Genomic DNA, 16,536 nt, shown 5'->3' with positions numbered 1-16,536 from the left:
CCGCGGGCACGATCGCCAGTGCGAGAATCCCGCCGCCGAGTGCCAGGAGTGGGTATCCCGCCGTCGCGACCACGACGCCCGAGGCCATGCCGCCCGTCGCACCGGCAATGGCGATCGAGACATCCACCAGGCCTTGGGTTTCGGCCCGGGTTTCCAGGGGCACCGCATCGGTGATGATCGCCGTGCCGGTGATGAGACCGAAGTTCCAGCCCAGCCCCAGCAGCGTCAGTGCCACGGTGATCGAGAGGAGGGAGTCGTCCGGGGCGGTGGCGGCGATGATCCCGGCGGCCAGCAGGGTCACCCCGGAGGCGGCCGCGATCGGAAGTCGGCCGTAGCGATCGACGAGCCATCCGGTCACCGGTGAGGGCAGATACATGGCCCCGATATGGATACCGATGACGAGCCCGGCGGCGGCGGTGCTGTGCCCGTGATCATGCATATGGACCGGTGTCATGGTCATGATCGCCACCATGACCAGTTGGGTGACCACCATGATGAGCGCGCCGACGAGAACGCCGGAGCGCCGCACCGCGGGCTGATCCGCCGCGCCCCGCCCCGGGTCCGTCGCGGCGATCAGCTCGTCATTCATGGTGCGAGCCAACAGCAATGGATCGGGGCGCAACCAGATCGCCAGCACCGCGGCGGCCAGACCGTACGCGACCCCGGCGAGCAGGAACGGCCCCGCCAGATAGGGGATGCCGAGGGTGCGCGCGAGGTCGCCGGTGACAGCGGTGAGATTGGGCCCGACCACCCCGCCCAGCGTGGTGGCGACCAGAACGGTCGACACCGCGCGAGCACGATGCGCGGGTGCGGCCAAATCCGCTCCGGCATAACGGGCTTGCAGGTTGGTGGCCGTGCCCGCGCCGTACACGAACAGTGCGAGGAACAGCAGGACGATATTGTCCGCGACGGCCGCGGCGATCACACCCGCGCTGCCGACGGCTCCGGCCAGATACCCGGCGGCCAGCCCTGGCCGCCGGCCGCGAGCCTGCGAAAACCGGCCCACCGCAATGGCCGCGAGTGCGGACCCGGCGGTACCCAGGGCGCTGGGCAGACCGGCGAGCCCGGTCGAACGGAGCATGTGCTGTGCCAGCAGCGCACCGACGGTCACCCCGGCTGCCAAGCCCGCGCCGCTCAGGATCTGGGCGGCCACCAGCACGATCAAGATACGGCGCTGCGCTCCCGGAAGATTCGCGACCCGGCCGGTGACGGACACGGTCACGAGCGCGTTCCCACCCCGCCGACCCGGCCCTTGCCCTGCGCTGCGGTATCGGATCGGCCCGGATCCTGTGCGGCACCGTCGGATCGGCCGAGGTCCCGCGCGGCGGTATCGGACCGGCTCGGTTTCCGCACCGCGGTATCGGATCGGTCCTTTTCCGGGGCCGCGTCACCGGATCGCTTCGGCTCCAGCGTCGGACCCTCGGCGATATTGCCCGCGCGCAGGTCGAGGCGATCGGCCAGACCGGCGGCGGCGAAGGCGGCCATCAGTTCGGCGCGGCCCTCGGTGAAGTGCGCCCACCCGTCGTAATGGACCGGAACCACCCGGCGCGCGCCGAGGATCTCGGCGGCCCGCGCGGCTCGAGCGCTGTCGAAAACGATTGCCGCGCCGTCGAACAGGATCGGGAAGCGCGGCGCTCCGGCGAAGAGGATCGCGGTGTCCGGCGGGCCGCAACGATCCGCGATCTCCCGGACCACCTCGAGCGAGGCGTTGTCGCCGCTGACGTAGACCGTGGGCAGATCCGTTCCGCTGAGGACGAATCCGACGACCTGGCCCAGGACCGCCTCGACCTCCGCGCGGGTGCCCGGTCCGTGAATGGCGGGTACGCCCGTCACCGTGATCGTCCCGCCGTCGGGCCGGTCCAGCTCGATCGATTCCCAATCGGCCAGTCCCCGAGCCGAATTCCCCAGCCGCTGCCCGCCGCCGGGCGTGGTGAGGGTGAGTGGAACCGTATCGAGCAGCGCCCGTCCGGAGTTGTCGAGATTATCCGGATGCTCATCATGCGAGAGCAGCACCACGTCGATACGGCCGAGTTCGACCGGTGCGGCGGGGGCGGTCTTGGTGAGCATCCCGCCCTGATATTCGCCGGGCGCGTCGAAGGTCGGGTCGGTGAGGAAGCGCAGCCCGCCGTATTCGAACAGGGCGGTCGGTCCGCCGAGGACATGGACGGGGATCTGTTCGCGATGCGTGCCGACGGTGGTCACGATGAAGCTCCTCACGGATGAAAGCTGGTCTATCCGTGAGAACAGTAGGCTTTTCTCACGGATAAACGCAACCGGTACCATGAGACTCATGAGGGAGACCGGGACCGTCGAGTCGGTGCTGCCGCCCGCCCCGGGCGCGGAGCGATACCTCGCACTCGACTTCGTCAACAGCGCCATCGCACTGCCCGGCGGGCACTACGTCGACCTGCTCGGCACCCCCGCCGCGACCAACCGCTGGCTCGCCGATCACGCACTCGCCCCGGAAGACGCGGGCGTACAGGAGATGTGCGCGACCCAACTGCGCGCACTGCGCGAACACATCAGATCGCTCTTCGCCGCCCGGATAGCGGGGCTGACCCCCGTCCCCACCGCGCTGACCGCAGTCAACACCGCTCTGACCAGCATCCCCACCGCCGCGCTGCTGCTGTGGGATGAGCGCGACGGCCCGCATCGCGCGGCGGCCTGCCCGCCGCACGAGATTCTCGAGCGCGCCCTCGCGACCCTCGCGGCGGACGCCGCCGACCTGCTCACCGGCCCCGATGCCGAGTCCCTCACCCCCTGCGACTCGCCGCCCTGCAATCGCTATCTGCTGCGGCACGGCCGCCGGCACTGGTGCTCCACCCGCTGCGGCGACCGGGTGCGCGCCGCCCGCGCGTACGCCCGTCGGACCCAGGTGAAATCGCTATAGTGCCCGTCGCGGTCACTGGCCGATTAGCGACTGATTCGGGCAGAGCGGACTCGCGCCGATCGCTTTAGGGTGTGGCGGTGGGTGCGCGAAATGGTCAGGGCGGCAACACCGGCAACCTCGGTATCGATCGTCGTGAGGTGTCGTCATGGTCGCGGATCCAGGCGTCGCTGCGCCCGGTGCTGCGGCCGATCGGCTATCACGCCGGACCGTCCGGTGCCGGTCTGCTGCGGCGGCAGATATTCCCGTTCGTCGACGAATTGGTGGTGCTCGATCTGCCGGACAAGCGCGCGTTCGTCGACTCGAATCTGGTGCGCCGGTGGGGAGTTCCGCCCGACGGGGTGTTCGCGGTGGCCCGCGCCAACCTGGCCGCGTCCGCGGCCTCGGTCGGTCCGGTGACGAGTCCGTATCTGCGCATGATCGACAGCGACGGCTACGCCACCTCACTGCCGCTGCTCGCCGAGTGGCTGTCGGGTATGAGCCATCGGGGCAGGCGCGCGGTGGCGTTCATCCCCGATCAGGACGCCCTGCTGCTGGTCGCCGATGAACCCGGTCTACTGGATCAGGTATTCGCGGATGTCGCGGAGCTTTACGACCAGGCGGCGAATCCGCTGTCACCGCAGGGATATACGACCGATGGGCAGGGCCGGGTGGTGCCCTTCGACCGTGCGGGACCGCACCCCTGCCTTCCGGCCGCGGTCCGGGCCCGCTGCGCGCTCACCGTCGACGCCTACGCACCGCAGACCGCCGAGCTGCGCCGGGCCTTGAACGAATCGCAGGAGTACGGAACGGGATTCGAGCCGTACGGCATCGCCCCCGCGTTCGCGCCCGAGGCGCTGCTGGTGGATCGCGGCCGCGACGCGCTCACCCTCACCACCTGGGTGGAGGGCGAGTTCGATGTCCTGCTGCCCCGCACCGACTGCATCTCCTTCGTACGGTTCGCCGACGACAACACCGTGCTCGGCGATTTCGTGGTGCCGTCGGAGGTGGTCGTCAACCTGCTCGGGCTGCGTCCCGCACCGGGAATCCGCCCGGAGCGCTTGGAGATTCGCGCCTGGCCGAGCCGATCGGTCTACGCGGCGATCCGCGCAGCCGCCGTCACCATCTGAGTCTCACTCGCGGTACATCGCACCGCGGAAGACGAGCCAGCGCATGGCCGCGTACATGTACAGTCCCTCGCCGATCCCGCCGACCACCCGCGCGAGCTGATACTCCAGCCCGAGCGTGGCCAGCCCGCTGCTGACGCCGAGGATGAAGACCAGGTAGTTCACCACGACCACCACGACGTAGATCGCGAGCTGCGGCCCGACCGCCGCGTGCGAGGAGAAGTTCAGCGTCCGGTTCAGCAGATAGCTCAACCCGAACGCGGTGATGTAACCCGCTGTGATCGCGATCGGCAGCGGCACCCGCAGCGTGCTGTGCAATACGGTCAGCAGTGCCATATCCGATACGAAGCACACCGCGCTGACCAGCAGATAACCCACGAAGGTCGGCGGCGCGAGCCGCTCCAGCCCGAAGGGCAGCCGCTCGGAGATTCCCGCGCACAGCTGGTGGAACCGGGTATCGGGCATGACTTTCCGCACGAGATCAACATGACATCGCGAGATGGCGGGCAGGTGAGCGCAGAACCAACTCGATGCGCGTAGTATAAGTTCAAACTTATACAGAAGGAGGCGTGATGACACTGCTCGAAGACCCGATAGCCACCGCCGGACTGGTCACCCGGGAGGTGCGGACCGGTGCGCGGGACGGCGTGCCGACCCGTATCGCCGTGGCTCGCCGGACCTACCCCACCGATCAGGCCGACCTCTGGGACGCGCTGACCAATCCCGAACGATTGCCGCGCTGGTTCCTGCCGGTCACCGGTGAGCTCGAGCCGGGTGGCCGGTATCAGACGCAGGGCAATGCGGGCGGCGTTGTCGAGAGCTGCGATGCGCCGAACCAATTCGCGGTGACCTGGGAAATGGGTCCGGCCATGTCATGGCTGACCCTCACCCTCACACCGGAAGGCGCGGGCACCGTCCTGGAGTTGGTGCACGAGGCGCAGGTCGATCCGGGATTCGCGGCCCAATTCGGCCCGGGCGCGGTCGGCGTCGGCTGGGATCTCTCACTCATGGCGCTGGGCCTGCATACCGAATCCGGTGCGGCGGTGGACCCGGCCGTGGCACTGCCGTGGCCGACCACCCCGGCGGGTATCGACTTCGTGCGGGCCGCGGCCGACGGCTGGTCGGAGGCGGCCATCGCCGACGGTGACGATCCCGTGGCAGCCCGTGCGGCCCGAGACAATACGATCGAGTTCTACACCGTGGAACCGGAGGGCAGTGCCGAACCGGAGGACAGTACGGAGTCCTGATGGAGCCCGATCCGGCCGGCATCTTCGATGCGCTCGGCGATCCCGTGCGCCGCTTCATCCTCGAACTGGTGGGTGCGGGTGAACTCCCCGCCGGGGCGATAGTCGCCGCGGCGCAAGGGTTCACGTCGATCTCGCAGCCCGGCGTCTCGCAACATCTCAAGGTGCTGCGCGAGGCCGGACTGCTCAGCGTGCGCGCCGAGGGCAACCGCCGGATCTACGCCATCGATCCCCTCGCGACCGCGGCGGCCCGGGACTGGCTGGCGGCGCTGAGCACGCACCCCTTCGCACAACCGCTGGACGCGCTGGCCACCGAGATCGCCCGCGGCAAGCGGGAGCGCCGCGGCGATCGGTCCACGGGGGATGCCGGATCCAGATACGCGTGAACCCCGGGTGGCCACCGCGTCCCCCTCATCGGACGCGGCCGCACCCGGGGCATTCCAGCGGTCCTACTGCGCGCCCGGCTTCAGCGCCTGCTCGACGAACCGGTTCGTATAGGTCGCGTCGAGGTCGACGCGATCGCGCACCGGCTTCACATTGCGCGAGTACTGGCCGAGGATGCGCAGCACGTTCTCGGCCCCTTCACGTTTCATCAATCCGTCGCCGTTGAACATGCTGATGGAATCGCCGACCGACTTCACGTACAGCTTGGGGTCGCCGCCCGCGTACTGCGAGGGCATCTTGGCGGCGATCTCCTGCGGCGTATGCGTTTTGATCCACCGCAGCGTCTGCACGAACGAGGTCACCAGCTTCTGCACGATCTCGGGATGGCTGTCCACGGTTTCGCAGCGCATGTACAGCGAGGCCGCCGGGTACAGCCCGCCGAGCGCGGCCCGGGTGCCCTGCTCATTGCGCATATCGATGAGCACCTGGGCATCACCCGAGCTGACCATCTTGGCGACGGTCGGATCGGTGGTCATACCCGCGTCGATCCCGTCATGGTTCATACCGGCGATGAAGGTCTGTCCCGCACCGACTTTCACCCTGGTGTAGTCCGAGGTCCGCAACCCCTCCTGTCCGGCCAGCGCCTGGGTGAGGAAGTCGGTGGACGAACCCAGGGAGGTGATGCCGAGGTTCCGGCCCCGGAAATCCTTGGGGGAGCGGATGGTTCCGGCGTCATCCTTGGAGACCAACTCCACTTCGCCCGGTACATCGGCGAATTGGACGACGGTGCGCAGGCACTGATCCTTGGCCTGCAGATCGATGGTGTGGTCGTAGAACCCCACCACGCCCTGCACATCGCCGGTGAGCAGCGCGGTCTCGGCGGTCGCGCCGGACTGCTCACCGAGCAGTTTCACATCGATGTCATTGCGTTCGAAATTGCCCAGCTGTCGAGTCAGCATGGCGGGCAGGTAGATCACCTTCTCCAGGCCGCCGACCATGATGGTGACCTGTGGCCGCCCGTTCGACATCGGAATGGTGCGCGAATCGCGACAGCCGGTGGCCAGCAGCAGCGAGGAGACGGCGAGCAGAATGAGCGCCAGGCTCTTGCGGTATCTCATGCTCACATCCCGCCGTGGCCCGCGGCGGCCTGCGAGGGACGCCACTTCAACAGTCGACCCTCGGCGATACCGATGATCCACTCCGCGACCAGCGCCACCACGGTGATGACGATCATGCCCGCGTAGATGCCAGCGGCATCGAAGGTGCCCTGCGCGTTGGAGATGAGCAGGCCCAAACCCTTACTGGCTCCGGCGTATTCACCGACCACCGCGCCGATCAGCGCGAAACCGAAGGCGGTGTGCAGGCTGGACAGGATCCAGGTGGTCGCGCTCGGCAGCACGATGGAGGTGAGCACCTGCCGCTTGGAGGCGCCCAGGATGCGGGCATTGTTGATCACATTGCCGTCCACCTCGCGCGCACCGGTGAAGGCGTTGAAGAAGACCGCGAAGAAGACCAGCACCACCACGGTCGCCACCTTGGAGCTGAGCCCGAGGCCGAACCAGATGATGAACAGCGAGGCCAGCACGATACGCGGAACGGCATTGAGCGCCTTGATGAACGGCGCGAGCACATCGGCCCAGTAGCGGCTGCGGCCCAGCAGTACGCCCAGCACCACACCGGCGACGGTGCCGATGACGAAGCCGAGTACGGCCTCCTGCACGGTGGTGAACAGCTGCAACCAGATGGAGCCGAATTGCGTTCCCTCGGTGAACCATTCGTACAGCCGGTCCCAGATGAGCGAGGGCTTGGAGTAGAAGAACGGGTCGATCCACAGCGAGGCGGTCAGCTCCCAGGAGCCCAGCCACAGCGCCACCAGTAGCGCCCGCAGTCCCCAGGTGCGGAATTTGGCCCGGCGCGCCTGATTGCGCACCCGGGTCAGGATCTGCTCCTCGGTCTCCACCTCGAACTCCGGTGCGCCCTTGGCGATCTCGGTCATCACGTCATGCGACACGAGCCGCTCCGTTCTTGCGTGCCGCATCGACCTGATCGCGCAGCGTTTCCCAGATTTCCTTGTAGAGGTCGCGGAACTCCTCGGTGAGCCGCACCTGTTCGACATTGCGCGGGCGTTCGAGGGCGACCTTGAAATCACCGCATACCGTTGCGGGCGAAGCGGTCATGACGACCACGCGATCGGCCAGGGCGATGGCCTCCTCCAGATCGTGCGTCACGAAGATGACCGCGGCTCTGCCCTCTTCGCGGCGCTCCCGGGTCCCTCCGTGGTTACGCGGGCTGCCGCCTCCGGGCCCGTCGCTCGCGCCGCCGGTGCCGGACCACACGCGCAGCAGTTCGTCCTGCATGAGCTGGCGGGTCTGCACATCGAGCGCGCTGAACGGCTCGTCCATCAGAATGATCTCGGGATTGTTCACCAGGGTCTGCGCCAGCGAAACGCGTTTGCGCATACCGCCGGAGAGTTGATGCGGGTAGTAGCCCTCGAATCCGGCCAAGCCGACCGTGCGCACCCATTCGGCGGCGCGTTCGCGGGCCTGCTTCTTGGACACACCCCGGAACTCCGGGCCCAGCGCCACATTGTCCAGGACCGACTTCCACGGCAGCACCGCGTCCTGCTGGAACATGTAGCCGACGCCGTAGGGGATACCGCGAACGTCCTTGCCGCGCACCAGGGTGCGTCCGGCCGAGGCGGGCTCGAGGCCCGAGACCAGTGCGAGCGTGGTGGACTTGCCGCAGCCCGTGGGGCCGACGACGGCGACGAATTCGCCGGGGGCGACGGTGAAGTTCAGATCGCGCACCGCGGTGTGAATGCCACCGTTCGTTCCCGGGAAGCGCTTGGTCGCGCCTCTCAGTTCGATGAGCGGCTCGCCGCTGTGTCTGATGAGCGGCTCGCCGCTGTGTCTGATGAGCGGCTCGCCGCTGTGTCCGATGAGCGGCTCGCCGCTGTGTCCGATGAGCGGCTCGCCGCTGCGTTCGCTGCGCGGATCAGTCATTGCTACTCCTGTTTTCCTGCCGCGTCCCTGCGGCGTTGGACAGAAGTTACGTGTCCCGGGTCACACCGGACCCCCTTGTGTGCGCTACCCGCACAAGTGGCAATTCGGACGTTTAGCGCATTCTGCTCATGGGTTTGCGGGGCATTGTCTATGCTGTCGCGAGTGTTCTCGCTCGGCCCCCGCTCGGTTCGTCTCCGAACCCAGATCGTGCTGTTGCAGGTCGCGGTGGTCGGATTGACGCTGGGCCTGGCCTTCGGCGTCTTCGCGTACGTCAGCGGACAGCGACTGTCGGGGGAGTACGGCGAAAGGGCCCTTGCCATCGCGCGGACCGTCGCCTCGGATCCGGATGTGCGGACCGAGGTCGCGCGCTATGCCAATCTCGCATTACGACCCGGACCGCAATTGGAGGATGAACTCGCCGCGGGCGAATTGGAGCGCATCGCCGATGACGCGCGATTGCGCACCGGGGCATTGTTCGTGGTCATCACCGATGATGCGGGGATACGGCTGGCGCATCCCGAGCGCAGTCGGCTCGGCGAGATGGTCAGCACCGACCCGTCCAAGGCGCTCGCCGGAGCCGAGGTGGTGATTCGCGAACACGGGACGCTCGGCGAATCCGTGCGTGCGAAAGTGCCGGTGCTGGAACGCGGTACGGGTCGCGTGGTCGGTGAGGTGAGCGTCGGAATCTCCACCGAGGCCGTGCGCGAACAACTGCTGAACGATCTGCGCCGCGCTGGTCTCCTGATCGGTGGCGCGCTGCTTGCGGGCATAGCCGGATCGGTGTTGCTGGCTCGTCGCTGGCACGGTCTGACGCTCGGTCTCGAACCATCCGAACTCGCGGAACTCGTGCGCGAACAGGATGCCGTGCTGCACGGTATCGGCGAAGGCGTGGTCGCCGCCGACTCCGGCTGGCGGGTCACCGTCATCAATGACGAAGCCCGGCGACTGCTCGGCATCACCGTCGATCCCGGCGCGGATATCGACGCGATAGGTCTGACTCCCCGTGTGGTGGAAGCCTTCCGGGCCGCCGACGGCCAGCCGGTGCAGGCGGCGGTGGGTGAGCGCATAGTCGTGGTCACCGCGCGCACCGTGACCCGCGACGGACGCCCCCTCGGCGCGGTACTGAGCGTGCGCGATCGCACCGATGTGGAATCCCTTACCCGCCAACTGGATGCGGTCCGCTCCATGAGCACCGTGCTGCGCGCCCAGCGCCACGAATTCGCCAACCGCCTGCACCTGCTCAGCGGTCTGCTGCACACCGGCCGCGGCGATGAGGCCGCGACGCTTCTGGAGGAATTGCTCGGCTCCGGTCCGCTCGGTGCGGTGCTGCCCGGGATGGACGCCGTCGCCGACCACTATCTGCAAGCGTTCCTCGCCGCCAAGGCCGCGCACGCCCGCGAAAAAGGCGTGCGATTGCGCCTCGGCCCCAACACCTGGGTCGCCGCGAATCTCGCTGCGCCGGTGGATGTCACGACCGTTCTGGGCAACCTCCTCGACAACGCCATCGACGCCGCGCGGGAGAACGGCACCGCAGCCGGAAGCGTGGATCCCGCGGTAGGTCGAGGCATACGGCACGGCGGGGATGCGGCGACCTCACCGGGAGGTGATCCGGCGATCCCTCTGGGTGAAAAACCGACGGTCGAGGTCGAACTTGTGCAGGAGGGGGAGGCGTTGCACATCACGGTGGCGGACAGCGGTGGCGGGGTACCGGACAACCTCGCGAATTCGGTATTCACCGAAGGTGTTTCGACGCGTTCGGGCGGCGGTGTACCCGGTGGTCGCGGGGTGGGGCTCGCGCTTTCGCGGCAGGTCGCGCGAGCGCGTGGCGGCGATGTCTGGCTGGCGTATCCCGGTGGAATGGCCACTGTACGCGGCCCCGATGCGGTCATCGGGTCGGTGGAGCTCGCCGCCGCCACGGACCCGAGTGCGGCGCGGGAGTCGATTGCGGCCGAAAAGCCTTTGCTGGGTGCGGAATTCATTGCCCGGTTGCCGGGCGTACTGACCGAGGGAGAACCGGCGTGGGCCGAGGAGATTTGAACGTCCTGGTCGTCGACGACGATTTCCGGGTGGCGAATATGCACGCCGGAATCGTCTCGGCGCTACCGGGATTCAGCGTCGGCGCGGTCGTCAACACCCTGGCCGCCGCCCGCGCCGAGATCGAGCGGACCGCCTTCGATCTCGCCCTGGTCGATGTCTACCTGCCCGACGGCTCGGGCGTGGAGCTGGTGCGCGAGATCCGCTTCGACGCCATGATGCTCACCGCCGCAACCGAATCCGAGACGGTGCGGGCCGCGCTCGCCGCCGGGGCGCTCGGCTATCTGGTGAAGCCGTTCGATCATGCCGCACTGGCGTCCCGACTGGCCGGATACGCCCGATACCGCCGGATCCTGTCCGGCCCGGAGGTCGCGGCGGCCGAGGTCGATGCCGCCCTGCTCGCGCTGCGCCCCGGCGCGTCCCCCGGCGGTGCCGCGACACAGTCCGCGGTGGTCGCCTCGCCCACGAAAGACCTTGTGCTGCAAGCGGTGCAGAGCGCCACCGTCCCCATGTCGGCCGCACAGGTCGCGGCCGCCATCGGCATCTCCCGCGCCACCGCCCAGCGCTATCTCGCGGCACTGGTCGGCACCGGCGGTGTGCGGATGCAACTGCGCTACGGCAGTACCGGTCGTCCGGAGCAGGAGTACTCCGCCGGACCCGTACGCTGAGATCGATAGTCATTACGGAAGGAAATACCCTCATGCGCAATCGTTTCCGTGCCGGAGTCCTGGCGAGCGCCCTGCTGTTCGCGCCATTGTCCGCCGTCGCCACCGCCTCGGCCGTACCGCTGGACCAGGCTCCGACGCAGAACGCCGACGTGGCGGGCACCGTCTGCGTTCAGCAGTTCCCGCAGAGCGTGATCTGCCTGCTCAGCACGTTCTCGGCCTCGGCCTCCGCGCAGAAGTAGCGCGGCCCGGAGTTAGCTGATCGCCTCAACCATCCTGTGACGCCTGCCACAGGATGGTTGGCGGATCGTCCGTTCATTGGCTAACTTCGAAGGCGTGGCGGTGCTCCTGTCGGCCGACTTGCACCGGTCCAGGGTCGGGATCGCCACGGACACAGGAGAATTCCCATAACTATTCAGTTCAACCACACCATTGTCGCGAGCAAGGACAATCGGGAGACCGCCGAATTCTGGGCGGACATCCTTGGTTTGGAGGTGGGGGCGGAGTGGGGCCCGTTCATCGCACTGCCGGTGCATAACGGCGTCACCTTCGACTTCGCCAAGAGCCCGCCGGATATTCCTGGCGGCATTCACCCCACGCATTACGCCTTCCTGGTCTCGGAGGACGAATTCGATTCGGCCTACCGCAAGATTCAGGAGCGCGGGCTCACCTACTGGGCGGATCCGCGTATGCAGGCCGTGAACGAGATCAACCACAATGACGGTGGCCGGGGTATCTACTTCACCGATCCCAACGGCCATTACCTGGAGTTGATCACCGTTCCGTACGGTGGCTGGCCGGAGCGGTAGTACCCGGAGCGGGGCGTCGGCGCTCTCACACCGAGATCGCCACGCCCCGTGCCAGCGCGCCCATGAACTTCGGGGCCATACCCTCGTAGAAGTGATCCACTTCGCGAATCTCGAAGCCCGAATTCTCGATCATGACGCGAATTTCGCGATTCAAATTGCAGCCACCGAAGAGCCGCTGCTGTACCGGATTCAATCGATGCTGCCATTTCTGGACCTCGGCATGCGGAGCGAGTCCGTGTTCGACGAAGTGAAAAGTGCCGCCGGGCACCAGCACTCGCCGCAACTCCGCCAGTGCGGCCGCCGCATCGGGAATGGTGCACAGCGTCCAGGTCGACAGCGCCGAATCGAAGCTGTTGTCCGCGAACGGCAGTGACTGTCCATCCAGTCCGGACCGCTCGACCGGTACCGTGGCGGCGGCCAGTCGTTTGCCCGCCATTCGCCAGCCTAGATCCACCGGTTCGACGGCGGTCACCGAATCCACCGCGCCCGGATAGAACGGCACATTGCGCCCCGATCCGAAGCCGATCTCCACCACCCGCCCGTGCAGACCCTCGCAGGTCTGCTCGCGCACCGGATCGAGCATGGCCGACCCGCAGGACAGATCGACAATGCGGGGGAGGACGTGGTTCTCGTAGATACCCATATCGGTCACTCTCTCGGTGAAATGCCCTAGCGTTTCGGTGGGAAGCGCTGGGTGAGCCAGTTCGTGTACATATCCAGTACCTGCGGGTCGACGGTCGTCCCGATGGTGGCGTATTCGGTGAGCAGCCCGGATTGCGCGGGCTGCATGAGGTGATTGAGCCCGTCGAAGACATGCACCGTGGCATCCGGATCCGCCGCGAGCAGTGCGCGCGCGGGCCCCTCGCTCTGGGTCGCCGGAACCTGCACATCCTTGGTCCCGTACACCGCGAGCACCGGTACCCGCAGCGCCGAAAGTGCCGGGGCCGGATCGTAATTGATCAGCGCGGCCATATACGGCGATACCAGTTGGTCGATGGCGGCCTCGGGCTGTTTGCGTTCGGGCGGCAGGCTGTCATTGTGCTGCTGCGCGTACTTCTTGGCCGCCGCCAGATCACCGGTGTGCACGATATCGACCAGTCCGGAGACGTAGGCGAGCTGTTCGGAGATCTGCTCGGGGGTCGCGCCCTGTGCGGTCAGAATGATCCGATTCTGTTCCAGCAGGACATCCGCGCCCGTGACCGCCGGTCCGGCCTGCATGATCACGAAGGCCACACCGCTGTCCGGTCGCGCCGCGTACAGCGGTGCGAGGTAGCCGCCTTCACTGTGGCCCAGCAAACCGATGCGTTTGCCGTCGATCTCCGAACGCCCGTGCAGGAAGGTGATTCCGGCGCCGATATCGTCGGCGAGCTGTTGGTAATCGGACTGCGACAGATCACCGCCGGTACCGCCGACACCCCGGTCATCGGTGCGCAGCACGGCGTATCCGGCGCGGGTGAAGGTATCGGCGAGCAGCAGGAACGGCTTATGCCCCAGCAGTTCCTCATCGCGATTCTGCGCACCGCTGCCGGTGACGAGTACGACCGCCGGATGCGGTCCGCCGGTCTTCGGCTCGGTCAGCGTCCCGGCGATGGTGATGTCTCCGCTGCGATAGCTGACATCCTCGGACCGGTACGGCCACGGCGGTTGGGGCTGCTGCGGCCGGGCCATCGAGGCGAGGCGTCCGCGCGTCAGATGCAGCGGCACCGTCTGGCCGGACTGGGTGAAGTCGCCCGCGATGCTGTCCGAGGCTTTGTCGTATTTGCCCTTGAACGTGGGTGTGCCCGGGAAATCCGGGGCGGTGAAGCCGACGTCATCGTTGCCGGTCCGGACATCGGTGAGGGGTTTGCCCACGACCGCCTGGGTCGGAATATCAACGGTGGCTTTGCCGTCGGAGCCGAAGGTGACCCCGACCTCGAGCGGATGATCCGGAATCTCGATCTTCCCGTTCCAGTCGCCGACCACCGGTGAGGTCTCGGTCTTCGAGTCCGAGCAGCCCGCCGCCACCATGGCCAGCACGACGAACAGGCCCAGTGAGAGCGACCGCAGTGCACGCATGATCCCGAGCCTACGCGCGGGTCACATGTGCATTACCGATTCGACACCCGAGGTAACCTCTGGGCCATGCCCGGTAACTGTCCGGTTCATTCCATTGCCGTCGCCCGGGCGCGGCTCGTACCGTGAGTCGATGAGCACTGTCGCCACCGCCCCCGATCTCGCGGATCTACCCACCGGCGTGGGCGGTTACGCGACCCCCGAATTCGGCCCCCTGATAAGGACTTTCGCACGCCTGATGGGCGGGCAGCCCGGTGCCGGCGGTGCGCTCACCGTGCACCTGCACGGCACCCCGCTGGTGGAGATCTGGGCCGGTGAATCCGCCCCCGCCACCCCCTGGACCGCCGATACCGGCGCGATCGTCTTCTCCGCCACCAAAGGTATTGCCGCAACGGTCATTCACCGCCTGGCGGACCGCGGCCTCATCGACTACGACACACCCGTCGCCGCCTACTGGCCGGAGTTCGCCGCCAACGGCAAAGAGCGAATCACCGTGCGCCACCTGCTCTCCCATCGTGCGGGGCTGTCCGGCCTCCCCGATATCGCCGCGGGCCTGGACGACATTCTCGACCACCAGCTGATGGAGCAGCGCCTGGCCGCCGCGAAACCCGATCACCTGCTGGGCACTCCGACCTACCACGCCCTGACCTACGGTTGGCTGCTGGCCGGTCTGGCGCGCGCGGTCACCGGGCGCGGTATGGCCGAACTCTTCCGCACCGAGATCGCCGAACCCCTCGGCACCGACGGCATCCACCTCGGCCGTCCGCCCGCCACCTCCGCGACCACGGCCGCGACCATGCACGGCGGTCGCCTGGGCTTCGTCGGCACCACCTACGTCTCCCTGGTGCTGGGCCGCGCCTATTCGCTTCCGGGCGCATTGGGCGCGGCCGCCCGCGCCCTGTTCCTCCCCGGCCTGGAGGATTTCCTCGAGGGCGATATCCCACCCATCCTCGACACCGAACTCCCCGCCGGAAACGGCGTCTGCACCGCCACCGGTCTCGCCACCCTCTACGGCGCACTCGCCAACGGCGGTATGTCCCAGGGCCGCCGCTTCCTGAGCCCCGCCACCATGAAGACCATGCGCCACATCGAGACCTACAGCCTCGACCACGCTCTCATGTACTTCCCCATGATGTGGCGTATGGGCTACCACTCCCTCCCGATGCCCGGCGCCAGAGCGGGTTTCGGCCATATCGGCCTGGGCGGCTCCTTCGGCTGGGCCGACCCCAACCGCGGCCTCTCGGTGGGTTTCGTGCACAACCGCCTCTCCCTGTCCTCCCTCACCACGGACCAACTCGCGTCGGCATGGGTGCTGCCGCTGGTGGTGCGGGGCGCGCGCTCGGCGCGTCGCACCACCCAACTCCCCGCCTCCCGCGCCGCCTGATCTCTGCGCGTCCGGCCCTGCCGTTCGGGGAGCGGGGCCGGACGGCAGACTGGGGCAGTGCAGCTTCCTCTCGGTGCGGTGATTTGTGCGTTTATCGCGGCTCTGCTGTTCGCGGTGTCGGCGGTGGCGCAGCAGCGGGCCGCGTCCGAGGTGCCCGAGGGCGAAGGGCTGATGCGGGCGCTGATCAAGAATCCGACCTGGTGGGCCGGGATGATCGGGGACGGTGGGGGATTCGCGTTTCAGGTGGCCGCGCTGGCGCTGGGTTCGGTGCTGATCGTGCAGCCGATCCTGGTCAGTGCGCTGGTGTTCGCGCTGCCGATGGCGGCCCGGTACGGCGGGCGCAAGACCACGCCCGGGATGTGGGTGAACGCGCTGGCACTGTCGGTCGCGCTGGCGATCTTCCTGATTGTCGGTGACCCCACCGAGGGGCTCGACACCGCGCCGTGGCATCGGTGGGTGCTGCCGCTCGGCCTGGTGTTCGGGGTGGTGGCGGCGGGCGTCATCGGTGCGCGGGTCGTGAAAACGCCTGCGCTGCGGGCACTTCTACTCGGTGGGGCGGGCGGCACGCTCGTCGGTGTGTCGGCGGCGTTGACCGCGAATGTGACTCGGCTGTTCGGCCAGGGGATCACGACGGCGCTCACCAGTTGGGAGATCTACGTACTGGTGGTCACGGGCGTCGGCGGTGTCTATCTGCAACAGCGTGGCTATCAAGCCGGATCGCTCGCGGCCTGCCTTCCGGCCTTCACGATCGCCGAACCACTCGTCGCCGCGTTCGTCGGAATCACGGTGCTGGACGAGCGACTCCGCAGCGGTCCGATCGGCACCGGATTCGTTCTCGTCGCGGTGGTCGTCATGTGTGTCGCGACCGTCGCGCTGTCGCGCGCGCAGGCGGGCGAACCCCTCGAAGTGTCCGATTCCGCACCGGTTTCGCAGCTCCGCGAGTGACCTTCACCACGACACGCAGACCGC

17 protein-coding genes and 1 pseudogene are annotated in these 16,536 nt (G+C 67.7%); 10 read left to right on the top strand and 8 right to left on the bottom strand.

What is annotated here, in order from left to right; all coding sequences use genetic code 11:
• Window position 1 precedes the first annotated feature (1 nt).
• Together OHB26_RS37485 and OHB26_RS37480 are read right to left on the bottom strand one after the other, a co-directional pair.
• Window positions 2–1,222: pseudogene (locus OHB26_RS37485) on the bottom strand (MFS transporter); the annotation flags it as partial.
• Window positions 1,219–2,202: an MBL fold metallo-hydrolase gene (locus OHB26_RS37480; RefSeq protein ID WP_330181973.1), complete on the bottom strand. Its 984-nt coding sequence runs from the start codon at window positions 2,200–2,202 to the stop codon at window positions 1,219–1,221. The gene OHB26_RS37480 and the pseudogene OHB26_RS37485, both read right to left, overlap by 4 nt.
• An 88-nt stretch (window positions 2,203–2,290) precedes the next feature.
• On the opposite strand from OHB26_RS37480, the gene OHB26_RS37475 reads away from it, so the two are divergent.
• Complete coding sequence (locus OHB26_RS37475; RefSeq protein WP_330181972.1) at window positions 2,291–2,890, top strand: CGNR zinc finger domain-containing protein; 600 nt, start codon at window positions 2,291–2,293, stop codon at window positions 2,888–2,890.
• Window positions 2,891–2,967: 77 nt separating this feature from the next.
• Entirely contained in the window at window positions 2,968–3,996 is a 1,029-nt protein-coding gene (locus tag OHB26_RS37470; protein ID WP_330181971.1) for a hypothetical protein, read from the top strand.
• Between the two features lie 3 nt (window positions 3,997–3,999).
• Here the strand turns inward: OHB26_RS37470 and OHB26_RS37465 are convergent, their stop codons facing one another.
• The gene (locus OHB26_RS37465; protein ID WP_330181970.1) at window positions 4,000–4,458 is read right to left on the bottom strand and encodes a GtrA family protein; all 459 of its coding nucleotides are present in this window, start codon (window positions 4,456–4,458) and stop codon (window positions 4,000–4,002) included.
• A 107-nt stretch (window positions 4,459–4,565) separates the two neighbouring features.
• Between OHB26_RS37465 and OHB26_RS37460 the strand changes: the two genes are divergently transcribed.
• Window positions 4,566–5,240 (top strand): SRPBCC family protein, encoded by a 675-nt coding sequence (locus OHB26_RS37460; protein WP_330181969.1) that lies wholly within the window; start codon window positions 4,566–4,568, stop codon window positions 5,238–5,240.
• Complete coding sequence (locus tag OHB26_RS37455) at window positions 5,240–5,623, top strand: ArsR/SmtB family transcription factor (protein WP_330181968.1); 384 nt, start codon at window positions 5,240–5,242, stop codon at window positions 5,621–5,623. The genes OHB26_RS37460 and OHB26_RS37455 overlap by 1 nt, the downstream gene beginning before the upstream one ends.
• Window positions 5,624–5,686: 63 nt before the next feature.
• Here the strand turns inward: OHB26_RS37455 and OHB26_RS37450 are convergent, their stop codons facing one another.
• The 3 genes from OHB26_RS37450 to OHB26_RS37440 are packed head-to-tail and all read right to left on the bottom strand — an operon-like array spanning window position 5,687 to window position 8,623.
• On the bottom strand, window positions 5,687–6,739 hold the full coding sequence (locus OHB26_RS37450; RefSeq protein WP_330181967.1) for an ABC transporter substrate-binding protein: 1,053 nt from the start codon (window positions 6,737–6,739) through the stop codon (window positions 5,687–5,689).
• 2 nt (window positions 6,740–6,741) lie between these two features.
• The gene (locus OHB26_RS37445) at window positions 6,742–7,632 is read right to left on the bottom strand and encodes an ABC transporter permease (RefSeq protein WP_330181966.1); all 891 of its coding nucleotides are present in this window, start codon (window positions 7,630–7,632) and stop codon (window positions 6,742–6,744) included.
• Window positions 7,622–8,623 (bottom strand): ABC transporter ATP-binding protein, encoded by a 1,002-nt coding sequence (locus OHB26_RS37440; RefSeq protein WP_330181965.1) that lies wholly within the window; start codon window positions 8,621–8,623, stop codon window positions 7,622–7,624. The genes OHB26_RS37445 and OHB26_RS37440 overlap by 11 nt, the downstream gene beginning before the upstream one ends.
• Window positions 8,624–8,785: 162 nt before the next feature.
• Here OHB26_RS37440 and OHB26_RS37435 point away from each other — a divergent pair, with 162 nt between their 5' ends.
• The 4 genes from OHB26_RS37435 to OHB26_RS37420 all read left to right on the top strand — a co-directional run bounded on the left by OHB26_RS37435 (window position 8,786) and on the right by OHB26_RS37420 (window position 12,131).
• Entirely contained in the window at window positions 8,786–10,660 is a 1,875-nt protein-coding gene (locus tag OHB26_RS37435; RefSeq protein WP_330181964.1) for a sensor histidine kinase, read from the top strand.
• Complete coding sequence (locus tag OHB26_RS37430; RefSeq protein WP_330181963.1) at window positions 10,642–11,325, top strand: response regulator; 684 nt, start codon at window positions 10,642–10,644, stop codon at window positions 11,323–11,325. The genes OHB26_RS37435 and OHB26_RS37430 overlap by 19 nt, the downstream gene beginning before the upstream one ends.
• Window positions 11,326–11,357: 32 nt before the next feature.
• Entirely contained in the window at window positions 11,358–11,564 is a 207-nt protein-coding gene (locus OHB26_RS37425; protein WP_330181962.1) for a hypothetical protein, read from the top strand.
• Window positions 11,565–11,729: 165 nt separating this feature from the next.
• Window positions 11,730–12,131, top strand: coding sequence for a VOC family protein (locus tag OHB26_RS37420; RefSeq protein ID WP_330185900.1), 402 nt, complete (start codon window positions 11,730–11,732; stop codon window positions 12,129–12,131).
• A 25-nt stretch (window positions 12,132–12,156) separates the two neighbouring features.
• Here OHB26_RS37420 and OHB26_RS37415 read toward each other — a convergent pair whose 3' ends face one another.
• A complete protein-coding gene (locus OHB26_RS37415; protein ID WP_330181961.1) occupies window positions 12,157–12,774 on the bottom strand; it encodes a class I SAM-dependent methyltransferase in 618 nt (205 codons plus the stop codon).
• Between the two features lie 26 nt (window positions 12,775–12,800).
• Window positions 12,801–14,186 (bottom strand): alpha/beta hydrolase family protein, encoded by a 1,386-nt coding sequence (locus OHB26_RS37410; RefSeq protein ID WP_330181960.1) that lies wholly within the window; start codon window positions 14,184–14,186, stop codon window positions 12,801–12,803.
• A 130-nt stretch (window positions 14,187–14,316) separates the two neighbouring features.
• Here OHB26_RS37410 and OHB26_RS37405 point away from each other — a divergent pair, with 130 nt between their 5' ends.
• Entirely contained in the window at window positions 14,317–15,567 is a 1,251-nt protein-coding gene (locus OHB26_RS37405; protein WP_330181959.1) for a serine hydrolase domain-containing protein, read from the top strand.
• Window positions 15,568–15,624: 57 nt separating this feature from the next.
• Entirely contained in the window at window positions 15,625–16,512 is an 888-nt protein-coding gene (locus OHB26_RS37400) for a DMT family transporter (protein WP_330181958.1), read from the top strand.
• Window positions 16,513–16,536: the final 24 nt, after the last annotated feature.

The sequence above is a fragment of the Nocardia sp. NBC_01503 genome, from assembly GCF_036327755.1.
Lineage (GTDB): Bacteria > Actinomycetota > Actinomycetes > Mycobacteriales > Mycobacteriaceae > Nocardia.
The sequence above is the reverse complement of the archived record's forward strand: the minus strand, read 5'-3'. Positions and strand labels throughout refer to the sequence as shown.